The organism is Arthrobacter sp. BK1, assembly GCF_056680055.1.
Genome location: NZ_CM155263.1, coordinates 3,825,514 through 3,838,764 on the forward strand (window position 1 = coordinate 3,825,514; position 13,251 = coordinate 3,838,764).

General features: G+C 57.7%; 9 protein-coding genes and 1 pseudogene. 4 read left to right on the forward strand and 6 right to left on the reverse strand.

The window, feature by feature from the left end; genetic code table 11:
- Positions 1-340: 340 nt before the first annotated feature.
- Positions 341-4,072, reverse strand: a complete 3,732-nt coding sequence (locus tag AC1MCA_RS17475; protein ID WP_479799600.1) for an NACHT domain-containing protein — start codon at positions 4,070-4,072, stop codon at positions 341-343.
- Positions 4,073-4,217: 145 nt separating this feature from the next.
- Positions 4,218-5,291: pseudogene (locus AC1MCA_RS17480) on the reverse strand (ISL3 family transposase); the annotation flags it as partial.
- A 114-nt stretch (positions 5,292-5,405) separates the two neighbouring features.
- Between AC1MCA_RS17480 and AC1MCA_RS17485 the strand changes: the two are divergent.
- Positions 5,406-6,695: an ISL3 family transposase gene (locus AC1MCA_RS17485; protein ID WP_479798740.1), complete on the forward strand. Its 1,290-nt coding sequence runs from the start codon at positions 5,406-5,408 to the stop codon at positions 6,693-6,695.
- A 21-nt stretch (positions 6,696-6,716) separates the two neighbouring features.
- Here the strand turns inward: AC1MCA_RS17485 and AC1MCA_RS17490 are convergent, their stop codons facing one another.
- The 3 genes from AC1MCA_RS17490 to AC1MCA_RS17500 form a co-directional block, all read right to left on the reverse strand.
- Positions 6,717-6,962, reverse strand: a complete 246-nt coding sequence (locus tag AC1MCA_RS17490; RefSeq protein WP_479799601.1) for a transposase family protein — start codon at positions 6,960-6,962, stop codon at positions 6,717-6,719.
- A 361-nt stretch (positions 6,963-7,323) separates the two neighbouring features.
- Positions 7,324-8,316 (reverse strand): PASTA domain-containing protein, encoded by a 993-nt coding sequence (locus AC1MCA_RS17495; RefSeq protein WP_479799603.1) that lies wholly within the window; start codon positions 8,314-8,316, stop codon positions 7,324-7,326.
- A gap of 24 nt (positions 8,317-8,340) precedes the next feature.
- Positions 8,341-8,853: a hypothetical protein gene (locus AC1MCA_RS17500; protein ID WP_479799605.1), complete on the reverse strand. Its 513-nt coding sequence runs from the start codon at positions 8,851-8,853 to the stop codon at positions 8,341-8,343.
- A 649-nt stretch (positions 8,854-9,502) separates the two neighbouring features.
- On the opposite strand from AC1MCA_RS17500, the gene AC1MCA_RS17505 reads away from it, so the two are divergent.
- From AC1MCA_RS17505 to AC1MCA_RS17515, 3 genes are all read left to right on the forward strand, one after another.
- Positions 9,503-10,462, forward strand: coding sequence for a TIR domain-containing protein (locus tag AC1MCA_RS17505; RefSeq protein ID WP_479799606.1), 960 nt, complete (start codon positions 9,503-9,505; stop codon positions 10,460-10,462).
- Between the two features lie 152 nt (positions 10,463-10,614).
- Complete coding sequence (locus tag AC1MCA_RS17510) at positions 10,615-11,511, forward strand: hypothetical protein (protein ID WP_479799608.1); 897 nt, start codon at positions 10,615-10,617, stop codon at positions 11,509-11,511.
- 165 nt (positions 11,512-11,676) lie between these two features.
- Positions 11,677-12,084, forward strand: a complete 408-nt coding sequence (locus AC1MCA_RS17515) for a TadE family protein (protein ID WP_479799609.1) — start codon at positions 11,677-11,679, stop codon at positions 12,082-12,084.
- On the opposite strand, the gene AC1MCA_RS17520 is transcribed toward AC1MCA_RS17515, so the two are convergent.
- Positions 12,081-13,225 (reverse strand): IS3 family transposase gene (locus tag AC1MCA_RS17520; RefSeq protein ID WP_479799598.1). Its coding sequence is split into 2 segments (ribosomal slippage): positions 12,081-12,949 and positions 12,949-13,225, totalling 1,146 coding nucleotides; the frame shifts between segments, so codons are not numbered across the junction. The two genes, AC1MCA_RS17515 and AC1MCA_RS17520, sit on opposite strands and share 4 nt — an antisense overlap.
- Positions 13,226-13,251 lie beyond the last annotated feature (26 nt).

Genomic DNA, 13,251 nt, shown 5'->3' on the forward strand with positions numbered 1-13,251 from the left:
CTCGAGCATGACACTCCGTGCTTACTTGCGGGCGTATGGACGTTGGCTGGCAGAGCGCTTACTGGCCAAGAGTTGGCTCGGAATCCGGTTGGCGCCCGCTCGCAGGATCATCCGGAACGCGGCGACGTTCCGGGCTGGCCCAAGATATTTAGACACCCACTTTGACCAAGCTCGACGGAGAAAATTTTGGGTCGCGAACGGTTTGGGCTGCGGCGCTAGGACGAACCGAAGTTGGCAGGCGAATGATTTAGCATCATCTCGGGCCGCACTTGGCTCGTCTTGGAGTCATGGGCTGCGGGTGGAGACGATCCCCTCATGCTGCCAACGTGTTCTGGTACTTTTACTGCTCGGACCGGAGTCTACGGAAGAGGGACAGATCAGCACCCCTAACGGACAGGTTCTTTTCAAAACCCTCTAGAGAGCCCCCTAGTTGGCTCCATCGCCTAACGAAATTTAGAGCTTCTTCAACTGCTGTCGGGGTTGGCACTACCGCGGCCGCAGCAAAGTACGCGACCTGTTTGCTGGAGAGCCTCTTTAGGGTCTGGTCGCTGAGAACATCAAGTAGATTCGGAGCCCGGAATCTGGCCCATTGCCGGCGATCATGGTGCACCATACCCGCAAGAATCTGGTATCCAAGCCGAGGGTCTTCAGAAGATATATTTACCAGCCCAATTCGGTCCATCCAATCCTCAAACGTCTCGTATTCAGGCGCAATCATTCGGATAGGCACACCAGCATTAAGCATTCCAAGAAGAAGTCCGCCTGCCAAGGTAGGCGCTGCGTCAACAATATGGGCAGGGTCCAGATAGGCCCATGCAGACTGCGCATGGTTGGCCAAAGGTGAATGTTGCATTATCTGCGTGCCCTCGATAGCCCAGAGCTCCGTTATAATTTGCAATTGCAAGATGTGGATTTCAGAGACAAGGGGGGAGTCGTCAGGGTGTAGCTGCAGTTCATCGAAAATTGTTTCCCAATCGTCTAGCGTCAGCCACCTAACTCTGCCTGTTAAAAGTCGCAGCAGGGTTAGGGCTGGTAGCCGGTCGAAATCTGGAGCTGGCTGCCACGCCTTTATCATTTCCAAAAGTGACATTACCCTGGATCTGAATGTTGGGCCGTTAGCGTTCGTGAAAGCCAGCGAGGTCATGAAGAGGCCTCCATAGTTACCGTCATCGAACTGTCCTGGAATGAAGTAGGCGGGGTCATCGCCGTCCACTTCTCGGGCATAAAGCCTGCTACCGAATTCACCAAGTCGGTCTTCAAAACAACGGACTACTTCAGCTGATCTTAACCCATCCCAATCCAAGGAGAAGGAGCTGCGTTGAGATAAATATTCGTGCCAAGATCCGTACATTCCGACGGACAACAAGTTCTGTCCAAGGGATAGTTCTGTATGCTCGAAGCCCAGTATGGCCGATTTCTGGGAGGAATTATGCGAGCCGCTTGTAACAAGCTGGTATCCGACATGATCCTCGGAGTGTTTCTCCATTTTTTTGAGTGAGAGCAACTGAAAGAGACCTGCGTACGCGCCTTCATCTAGCTGAGACTCCCACAAAAGCGCCCACTTTCGCCATTCCATGTGCGCCTCCGAGTTTGAACCACCAAAAAGGCGAGTGATATCAACCTCAGAATTATCCGCGCTGAGTATTAGGACAAGATTTGCCGATAATGTTGCGATTTGCGCTTGAGTTGAAAGTTCCATAGGCTGATAATTCGGGTATTTTGCCTTTGGGTCCTCTTTCCACAACTCTTCAAGCATCCAGTGCGCGATATCATAGCTTTCAATCTGATGATTCATTTGCTCAAAAATCTCATGAAGAAATGTTACAATTTGTGAGCTTTCCGAAAAGGCTTGCTTGGAAAAAAGCGCGGCAAAGAGAGCGGAGTCATTTCCCCGATTCCTGATCCAAAAAGCTTGATTTGGGTCTGGCGGTAAGAGGGTGGCCGCTAATTTACCCGCCAGGCGAGCGACTAGGTACTCGGCGAAGGTAGCATGCATAAACTCAAACGTCCTGCCCAGCTGCTGCGCTCGTCTTTGCCCTCGTTCCAAGTATCCATCCTGCGCCTCAGATTTATGAACAAAAAAGAACTTCCCTAAAAGCAATTCGCCCTGGGTAAGGGCTTGCGAGAATCGTCCTTGTTCATTTGGCTGAACAGCGGGAGTGTATCCCAGCGCCGCTAGATCAGTGTTGACATCAGCCTCAGAAATAAACTGCCGGCCTCGATTGAACATGCCCAACGCTACTAGGGACAACTCCATTAGGTGGTTCTCCACCTCGGCGCTGATTCCCTTTGAATCGACCGCACCATAGTTTTTGAGTATCTCGCGACGCGTGAACTTTTCCAGGATTCGCTCATACAGGACCGAGCGGCCAAAGCCGGCTTCCGAGTTCAGGGCATTATCTTGGGCATCGTAGAGTGCCAACATTAGTAGGAGAACCGGTTGAGTCGCCAAGTGATGATAGTTTTCTAAGCGTTCCCACGTAAGAGGCTTTAGGTTTTTTTCGTTGTAATATCGCGCGTTAGCCTTCGACCACTCGCGTAGCCACGATTTGACGTTCTCTTTATCAAAGTTGGACAGCTTTACAATGGGAGTTCCGGAACGGATACGCGCGCGTTCTACTACGGTTGTCCGACTGGTAACTATGACAGCGACGGGACGGCCTTGGGCGGCCTCCAGTCGCTGGAAATCAGCCACCTGCTCGAGATAGTTTGAATGATTCACGCCTGTCGCTTGCAGTAGTTCGTCAAATCCGTCCAGTATCACGACAGGCAAGAGCTGCCCCGCGGCCTCGACGAATTCGGGCCACGAAATTTCCTCATGGATCGTCTGTCCTATGCCATGGACAATCTGGCGGTCGATAGACTCGTTGGCTGCCACATTTCGCAGAGGCACGCGGACAGGTAAAAAGCCAGAGACCGGTAGACGAGCTGCCAATACACGCGCGAGTGTGGACTTTCCGGCGCCAGGATCGCCGATGATTAGCATCGGCAGCGTGGTGGCAGTGCTACTCATCAAGTGTCCGCTTAGAAGGCCGCCTAGATTAGTGTGCGTGGGCAGCGTTGCCCACCAATTTTCGCTCGACGGGCTGTCGCGCGGTGAGTACAGCGCAATCTTGAAGTTTGGATCGATGTATCCCTGCTCTACAGTCGGCGAGTTGATGCCTTCAAGCTCTTCGTCCTCTTTATCGACCAAGTGAAGTTCGAGTTCCGCCACGTTGTTGTCCGCCAGAGACTGCATCCATCGCACTGCTGTAACGTTGGGGAGCGTAGTCGTAAGGCTTGTTAAGAGGTCCTGGACAGATGAAAGACTGCTGCCGATAGGACCCAACGAGTCCTCTAGTATCTTTATTTCAGCGCCCAAGCCAGCGTTAAGGGCTTGCAGTTCTTGGCTTAGTGCCCAGAACGAAAACTCCGGCACATCTCCTGCGAGCTTGGCAAAGTACGTTTTATATCTGTTGACGGCAGCCTGCGGAACGAGCTCAAGAAGGGTGTCCTCGATGCTGGCGCGTTCCCGGGCGTGCAGGTGCTCCCATGCCTGCAGTCCCCGTATGAAAGCTAAGAAGCGCTGAGTCCAGTCTGCATAGAGTACTGAAAGCTCACTAACTGTTTTTTCAATTGATCGGTGCACAGAGGGACAAGGTATCGCCGGCTCCGCCAGTATGTCCCAGTCCGGCGCATGTTCATCTTTTTCCGTCAAGCCATCTGAAGCCAAAATTCTTAGGTCCTGCTGCGTGATCTCGAGTTTCTTGTAACGAGATGCCCCTAGCTCCGCTTCGAAGGCGTCCAGGAACGAAACGATGACGAGAACCGCATTGGCCGCCTCGCGAAGGTCCGTGCGCTTTGCGATTTTTTTGGTCGCTAGTTTGCCCGGAAGTGCTTCGAGCTGCGCCTTGCCCAGTTTCATCAGTTCGTTTTTGGCACCAACTAGGCCGAGTGCCCCAGGGCCCAAGAAGAGGCTAGAGCCTATGACGGCGGCGCCCAGCGCCTTGTCCACGAAGCCTGCTGCCGCACCGTCCTCGCCCGTCAGCAGAACGACGGCATCCCGATAGGTGAATCCTCTTGAGGTTGGCATGCTACACATTCACACGCCAACCTCGCTGAAGCAATACCCCGGTACCTTCAGTCGGAGGACAAGGACCGCAGACCGCCACCCTGAGGTCAAGAGACCGTTACCGGCTCTTCGCGGTTCGTGGTGAATGTTCTGCCGTGATGAATGTTCATGCCGCTGTTCTGGCGGCACTGCGCAACAGGATACGCGTTTTGTAGTTGCGTGCGTTGGTGAATCCCCGGCCGGTCCTCTTTATGTGCTTGATCGCTGTGTTGTTGGCCTCCACCTTCGCGGTTGTCGCGCCGGTGACAATGAGGACTTCGATCTCTTTCCACCACCGGCAGACCGTCCGCCAGAGCCGGCTCGTTTCGGGCTGCGCGGCCCGTTCCACCAAGGCTTGCAGCCGGTCTTTCGCGGCGGCCGCGTCGGCGAGGGACCCGGTGCCTAATAGCGTCCGCAGTTGCTCCTTGACCAACCAGGCGGCTTGCAGTTTCCCGGTGGCGTCGTCGGTCGTGAACACCGTGCTTAGCCTGTTGCGGGCCCGGTCCGAGAGCGTGTCCCCGGCCCGCAACAGCAGCCGCCGGTTGGCCCAGACGGGATCAATGGAACGCCCCCGCCGGCCATGGACCTGCTGGGTGAGCCGCTGCCGGACTTCGGTGAGCATGTCATTGCCTAGCTTGACCAGGTGGAACGCGTCGACCGAGACCGCGGTGCGCGGAAGCCACATCCGCAAGGCCTTCCGGAATGCAGCTGACGGATCGATCGCGACGACCTGAACGCCCAGGCGCCACTGAAGCGGCCGGGAGAACAGCCAGTCCCCGACGCCTTCGCTGTCACGGCCGTCTACAATCCCGAGCACTTGTCCGGTGTCCAGATCGACGATGGTGGTCATCCACGGTTCGTAGCGTTTCCAGGCCTTGGTGGCCGGGTCGCGGAAGAACCGCACGGACCGGTAGCGGTGTTCATCGATCCCGAGCATCCGCGGGGCCAGGGCATCAACATCAGGCAGCGTCAGCGCAGCCGAGTCCAGAGCCCGCTGGACCAGCCACCACGAGACACCGAACGAGGACGCGGCCTCCGCCGCCGCCCTGCCGGATCCAATCACGGCGGCCACCAGGGCCTCACGGAGCCGGCGCGTGGACCGTGCCCGGCGCGGGACCTGGGCTGTTTCCTCGGCGAATGTCTGTCGCGGGCACAGGTACTCATCGCAGAAGAATCTCCGCTTGGCCCACACCACTTCAATGGCTCTCCGTGGTTCGTGGTGAAACGGATTCCGTGTCTTGAAAGCTGAAGGGCTCGTAGCCCTGCTGTGATGGATGTTCTCTACGCATTCATCAAGAGTCAGGAGCTACGAGCCTTGATTGAGCCTACTTCGCCGCGCCCCGATGCTGCCACCGCGATTTTCAACCTGCCCGACTACCGCGTAGCCGACACTGAGGTCCTCGCTTTCGGGCAGCGGCGGGTCAGAATCGAAGCCACTGCCGAGGCCGGCTGCCCGTCCTGTGGTGTGATCAGCAGCCGGGTGCATTCCCGCCGGCCTCAACGTCTGCGTGACATCCCTGTCGCCGGGCCGATTGAAGTGGTGTGGGCCAAGCGGAGATTCTTCTGCGATGAGTACCTGTGCCCGCGACAGACATTCGCCGAGGAAACAGCCCAGGTCCCGCGCCGGGCACGGTCCACGCGCCGGCTCCGTGAGGCCCTGGTGGCCGCCGTGATTGGATCCGGCAGGGCGGCGGCGGAGGCCGCGTCCTCGTTCGGTGTCTCGTGGTGGCTGGTCCAGCGGGCTCTGGACTCGGCTGCGCTGACGCTGCCTGATGTTGATGCCCTGGCCCCGCGGATGCTCGGGATCGATGAACACCGCTACCGGTCCGTGCGGTTCTTCCGCGACCCGGCCACCAAGGCCTGGAAACGCTACGAACCGTGGATGACCACCATCGTCGATCTGGACACCGGACAAGTGCTCGGGATTGTAGACGGCCGTGACAGCGAAGGCGTCGGGGACTGGCTGTTCTCCCGGCCGCTTCAGTGGCGCCTGGGCGTTCAGGTCGTCGCGATCGATCCGTCAGCTGCATTCCGGAAGGCCTTGCGGATGTGGCTTCCGCGCACCGCGGTCTCGGTCGACGCGTTCCACCTGGTCAAGCTAGGCAATGACATGCTCACCGAAGTCCGGCAGCGGCTCACCCAGCAGGTCCATGGCCGGCGGGGGCGTTCCATTGATCCCGTCTGGGCCAACCGGCGGCTGCTGTTGCGGGCCGGGGACACGCTCTCGGACCGGGCCCGCAACAGGCTAAGCACGGTGTTCACGACCGACGACGCCACCGGGAAACTGCAAGCCGCCTGGTTGGTCAAGGAGCAACTGCGGACGCTATTAGGCACCGGGTCCCTCGCCGACGCGGCCGCCGCGAAAGACCGGCTGCAAGCCTTGGTGGAACGGGCCGCGCAGCCCGAAACGAGCCGGCTCTGGCGGACGGTCTGCCGGTGGTGGAAAGAGATCGAAGTCCTCATTGTCACCGGCGCGACAACCGCGAAGGTGGAGGCCAACAACACAGCGATCAAGCACATAAAGAGGACCGGCCGGGGATTCACCAACGCACGCAACTACAAAACGCGTATCCTGTTGCGCAGTGCCGCCAGAACAGCGGCATGAACATTCATCACGGCAGAACATTCACCACGAACCGCGAAGAGCCACTTCAATCGGCCCGGCGACAGGGATGTCACGCAGACGTTGAGGCCGGCGGGAATGCACCCGGCTGCTGATCACACCACAGGACGGGCAGCCGGCCTCGGCAGTGGCTTCGATTCTGACCCGCCGCTGCCCGAAAGCGAGGACCTCAGTGTCGGCTACGCGGTAGTCGGGCAGGTTGAAAATCGCGGTGGCAGCATCGGGGCGCGGCGAAGTAGGCTCAATCAAGGCTCGTAGCTCCTGACTCTTGATGAATGCGTAGAGAACATCCATCACAGCAGGGCTACGAGCCCTTCAGCTTTCAAGACACGGAATCCGTTTCACCACGAACCACGGAGAGCCCCGTTACCAGCTTGGGGCCCTTGAAACTAGCGGGACATTGCCATCTACGGCACAGCATGGGCGTGGCAAATAGCGCGACTTTGATGCCTGGGTGACGATATTTAGAAACCCATCTTCTTGAGCAGTCCGCTCCCGTTTATTCTGGCGGTTCTTGCACCCGCTACTACGCCCGCTAGTATGCGCGCTTCGAGCTTAGAGTGTCTCTGGAATTAGCCCGTGGGGAGTGGCCCAGACGTGCTGACCTTGTTCAGTGCGCCGTGTTTCCGGGGCTCGGGGAAGGTGAAGCGGCCAACACTTCTGGGAATGATTGAATCCGAACTTCTGCAAAGATGACACCGAACGTCGAATCGGATGGCGTGATCCGGACCCGGAGCCGAAGGACATTCGTGACATCGACGTCTATGGCGGTGTCCTTGCCAAATTCGGCGGTGTATGACACCAGAGGCCGGTTTCCGTCGTAAAATTCGACGGTACTTGACGCGGATATAGGAGCGTCATCACTCAAACCGAGAATCCCAACAAATTTCAAATACTTCCTGGAGAGGTCATAGTTGAGTTCTATGTTTTTCCCATTATACAAATTTTTAACTAACACACTATGAGGGTAGATTTTGCCATTGGTTTTTTTACTTCCTCTTTCGTAACTCAGTGACATTGGAGGAGATAGGAGAGGGAAGTCGCTTAGAAATGTACTGACCGGCCTTCTAACCACACTAAGGGTTACTTTGCCACTGGTAGTGACACCTCTTGGTGGGTCCTGCTTGAGCACCGTTCCATCGGCTTTTGTTTCGTCCTCTACCGGATTTTCGACAATAATAAAGCCCAATCGTTCAAGGAGTACTTTGGCATCTCCAAAACGTTTATTCGTAACATCGGGAACCTCTGGTGGCGAAATGGCGACCGTCAGCGAGACTGTATTGCCGGGAGGAATGGGGTCGCCGTAAGAAGGACTTTGATCGATGACAGTTCCAGCGGGCTGAAGGTCAATATGATTTTCGACATTGACACGGATGTTGCCTCCAAGCATGGCTTTTGCATCGTCGATGGCCTTCCCAATGAGGGACGGCATTCGAGGCGTTGTGCTGTCATTCTGTGGTTCCTGGAGGCGATTCTCTTCGGATGACGTACTGGTGGGAGTTTGTGTATCAGGGCCGGCGCTGTTTGTGCAGCCTGCCGCAATAAATGTTGTTGCTGCAAAACATATTATAAGGAATGCAATACGTATTCTCTTTATGCTCATGATTGATCCTTAGAGTCGCAGTCCTCAACGTACTGCGCTGCCATCGATTAATATGGAATATTCTGAGCCTTTGCAATCCAGCACTGGCGATCCCACGGACGAAACTTTTATCGAGAGTTGCTTTGAACCCCGCACATTGAGACGTGTACTCTCTCCTGTGGTCCGTGAAAGTATTATCAGAGGTTGTTTCGTTCCGTCCAAGTTCAGCTCCACACTTGTTCGAATGCTGTTTGGCGCGCGGTCGTCCAGTTCAAATGCGATCAAAATTTCGGAGTAGTTTTCGCCCAATTCAGCGCGGGCGCTCATATTGTTATCGCTACAGCCAGGTGGATACAAGAGATATCCGGACCTGGCTGCTTGGCGGCCCGCGATGGCCGTGGTAATAGTTTTCGGGGCGGGCACCAAGAGTCCTGTGAGCGCTTTGCCCTCGCCGGCGCTTGCCGATGTCTCCGAGGGCGACGCAGGGCGTGCGACCTGATCCCCTGTATTTTTGGCCAACCAAGGTGTGATGTTGTACAGCAGGTAGGCGGCAAACACAAACAACAGTGTGCTTCCGACGGCCCACGGGAGCGCTCTCCGCACAATGGTCGAAGACGGCCGCGAGGCGGAGGAGTTTGAGAGTCCTCTCTCTGCCCAAGGTGCCAAGAAGAGTAAAATAGTCACCGCAGGCAAGCCGAGAGCCCAATTTGCCGCTAGCCCGGGGTCGGGCTTCCAGCTCATGAAGACGCTATAAATGACAAATACGCTCAGCAAAGAAACAGCTTCGACGACTATCCACCGCCAAATCTTGTACTGAAGGAGCTGTCTCATGCGGAACCCCATGTTTGGTGCTGTCATCTGACATGTAAAGAGGATTCTCCGCTGTGAGTGGTCATACGGCAAGTGAGAGACATACATCCATCCGCGCGATGCCGAGTCCGCGAGCGGGCGGTGTGGTCCAGGCCTGCTCCTTGGCGCGGGGTATCGCTTCTCGAGCGACGAAGCTACGCCTGATCCTTCCTGTTTAGGGGGTAAGGCTGTGCGGACAGCGGCTGGGTGATGATCACACTGTTGTAGGCGGTCCTTTTCTCACCTTGAAGAGGTAGTACGTGTTGCTCCCCGAGCACCTACTGGCTGTGGGGGCGACCACACCCTGCGACTTGCTAGTCTGAGGTCCGACAATGATGCAACGAGTGGGGGTCCGATCTTGAAGGTTTTTCTTAGTTGGTCAGGCGCAAAAACGAAGAGCCACGCCGTTGCGCGTGCTCTAGATGAGTGGCTTCCGACTGTCCTCAATGCCGTAGAACCTTGGGTCAGTTCACGGGGCTTGGTTGCCGGCCTTCAATGGAACCAGCAACTGGACAAAGAGCTAGATGATACCAACTTTGGCATTATCGTAGTGACGCCCTGGAACCAACATTCGCAGTGGCTCAACTTTGAGGCTGGGGCTCTTTCCAAACGCGTTGGCGGCTTGGAATCCCGCGTTGCACCCTTATTGGTCGATTTTCCTAACGTAGCGAAGCTGACGGGCCCTCTTTCTGGGTACCAGGTGGTCCTCCCCACGAGGGACGGAATTCACGCCTTGGTTGTGTCCCTCAATCAAGCCTTGGGCGACGAGTCCAGGAAATTTGAAGCGCTCGATCGAGCGTTCGAAGTTTGCTGGCCGGCACTTGAATCGAAACTGCAGCAGATAAATAAGGATCTTCCTAGTGAAGAGGACCCCGCTACCGCGCCGTCACCGGAACCTACTGCCGCAGACGACACGGACATGCTCAGCGAGATACTGACTGCGGTACGAGGACTCGCTCGTTCGGATGCTCGGCTCACAGATGAAATCCGTAAGAGCGCCAGCGCAACCAGCGATGGCAGCCCCCTGATGGAAGCTCGGCGTAGTGCTGGGGAGTTGAACGGCCACTCCCGTCCCCCCACTGTTCGGTCAGGCTCAATGGTCCGGGGCGTCGTGGAACAGTTGCTGGATCAGATGGATGCCTTTATGGAACTTGTCCAAGCCGACGAGGAGGTTATGTCCGCGTATAAACGTGGTCGACGACTCCTCGACAAGAGGGCGCCGATTGGCATGTTGCACAACTGGGTAGCCGAGACTCAGGAACTGCTAATTTCGAGGGGCTTGCAGTCTGCGCAGAATGCAAACAGAAACAGCAGGTGAAACGACTACTCGTCCATTGCTGGCACTTGCCGGGGGCGGGTGGACATGTTCCATTCACGCTGATGTAGGCGGTTCTGAAGTCACCAAGTCCCGGGAGTGAAGTAAGCCAGCCAGATAAGAAGTAGCCCCTACCCCTATCCTCAGGAGCCTCATTGACCACGGACCAGGAAGCGGACCCAATCGTGCCTCAGCGCGTGTTCGTTATCTCGCCTATAGGCGGGCCAAACAGCCCCGAACGCCTGCGAGCAGACAGGTTTCTCAAGTACATTGTGCGGGCGGCACTACCGGAGCCCGCTTTCGTGGTCGAGCGGGCCGACGAGCATGATTCCCCTCTTGCAATCACCGCAGCGATGTTGAGCTCGATCGTTGAGTCCCACATCTGCGTGGCTGACATAACCGGCCGTAACCCCAACGTGTTCTATGAACTCGCCCTGGCACACGCTATGGACAAACATGTCGTGATCATGGACGGGGACAAGGAAAAATCCCCCTTTGATATTCAGGACCAGCGTGCCATCAAGTACGGGTTGATGCCGGATGAGATCGAGGAGGCTGTAGCTCAGCTACGTTCCAAAGCTGCCATCGGTGAAACATCCTCAGCATTCAGGGACATGATGAATCCTGTCGCCACCGCGTTCCGTGCTTGGACCAATCAACAGAAAGTTGAAAGCTCAGGAGATTCCGCGGAGCAGGCTCTCTTGCAAATGTTCGAGCGGCTTGAGGGAAAAGTGGACCGGTTGACGGTCCGCCCCCAGATTGAATCTTCCGGTGGGCTCAGTGTGTCGGGCGTGCCAGGGGGCGTCGTAGATGAGCAAGCAAGGAAACTGCTTTCGGTTGTCGAAGTTCTTTTCAAAGACGGGCACCTCCCCATTGACTCGTCTTTTCTACAAGCGGGAAGCCGAGCTCTTTGGCTGGCAGAATCACAGGGAGACGTTGCAGAGTGGCAGCAGTGGGCGCGCGATGCGGACATGCTATTGCGGGCGGTCGGAAATAAAGAGGCGCCGAACGAACACGGCTGGCGCAAGTCGTGGAGAACGGTGGCGGATTAGAGCGGACAGCGCCAGAAGTCTGGGGCCATGTAAAGACCGAGTAGGTGACAACAGGTACTAGTCACACTGATGTCTGCCGTTCTCGTGGCCGGACTGCTGGCCCTCGCCGGCCCTGCCCTCGAGACCATGTTCAACCAGGCAATGGACCAGGTCGGAAAATAGCGCATGCCTGAGTCCAGCCAGAGCGGCCCCGGCCGGTCCTGCCCCCACCGGCAAGGGCGCTTTGGCCCAGGCTGGTGCAAGGAAGAGCGCGGCTCGGCTGTGGTGGACTTTGTGCTGGTGGGCGGACTTCTCACCATGTTCTTCCTGGCGATAATCCAGCTCACGTTGGTGCTGCACGTCCGCAACACGCTTGTCGACGCGGCGGCGTCGGGCGCACGCTATGGCACTCTCGCAGACCGGGGAGCCGCTGATGCGCAGGAACGGGCGGCTGCCCTGATCGGAACCGGCCTGAACGCTGGGTTCGCGCAGAACATCAGCACCTCAGAGGTGACTTTCCAGGGCCTGCGGTCGCTGGAAGTGACCATCAAGGCCCCCGGGACTGCCCCGGCTTTTGTTGACTCGGGGTCTTAGGCCGCTGTGAGTGCGGTCCGGTTGATTGTTTCATATTCGATTGGCGTGAGTTTTCCCAGCCGTCTTTGCCGTCGCCGGCGGTGGTAGGTTCTTTCGATCCAGGTTGTGATGGCCAGTCGGAGGTCCTGCCTGGTGAGCCACCGCTGACGGTCCAGGACGTTCTTTTGCAGCAGCGAGAAGAACGATTCCATCGCGGCGTTGTCCGCGCACGCACCGACCCTGCCCATCGATCCGGTAAGCCCGTGGTGCCGGAGCGATTCGACGAAGCGGCGGGACCGGAACTGGGACCCGCGATCCGAGTGGACCACGGTCGCTGCCGGGCGGCGTGCCCGCACCGCGCTCTCCAATGCAGCGACGGCCAGCGAGGACTTCATCCGGGAGTCCATCGAGTACCCGACGATCCTTCCGGAATAGACGTCCTTCACCGCGCAGAGGTAGAGCTTCCCCTCTGCGGTGGGGTGCTCGGTAATGTCCGTCAGCCACAGCTCGTTCGGCGCCGCGGCGGTGAAATCCCGCTCGACCAGGTCGTCGTGAACCGGCGGCCCGGGTCTGCGGTTCAGGCCACGCTTCTTCGAGAACACCGACCAGATGCCGTGGTCCCTGCACAGGCGCTGGACCCTGTTCTCACCCGCCGTGATGCCCTTCTCCGGGAGTTCGTCGGCGATGAAACGGTACCCGAACGCAGGGTCCTCGGCATGGATGTCCAGGGCGGCGTTGACGAGGTGCGCATCGATCCAGTCGCGTTCCGTCACCGGACTGGCTCGCCATCGGTAATAGCCTTGCTTGCTGAACTTCAACACCCTGCAGGTCACCGCCACGGGAACACCGTCGGCGGCAAGATCCGTGACCAGCGGGTAGATCATTTTGGGTTGATGTCCCTGGCCAGATAGGCCGCGGCTCGGCGCAGAATCTCGTTCTCCTGCTCCAAGAGGCGGTTCCGCTTCTTCAACTCCCGCATCTCGGCCGACTCCGTCGCCGCCGGACCGGCCCCGGATTCTTTACGGTCGGCGATGGCAATCCAGCGCTTGAGCGTCGTGACCGAAAGCCCGAAATCCTTCGCAATCTGCGCCAGCGGCGCCTCGCCCTTGCGGGCCACATCTATAACATCCTGGCGGAACTCCGCCCCATAAGCCGTGGGCATGGTCAACATCCTTCCACGAGCACAAG

Coding starts and splice junctions, on each gene's coding strand:
- AC1MCA_RS17475 (WP_479799600.1), bottom strand. CDS start 4,072: ATGCCAACCTCAAGAGGATTCACCTATCGGGATGCCGTCGTTCTGCTG.
- AC1MCA_RS17495 (WP_479799603.1), bottom strand. CDS start 8,316: ATGAGCATAAAGAGAATACGTATTGCATTCCTTATAATATGTTTTGCA.
- AC1MCA_RS17515 (WP_479799609.1), top strand. CDS start 11,677: ATGCCTGAGTCCAGCCAGAGCGGCCCCGGCCGGTCCTGCCCCCACCGG.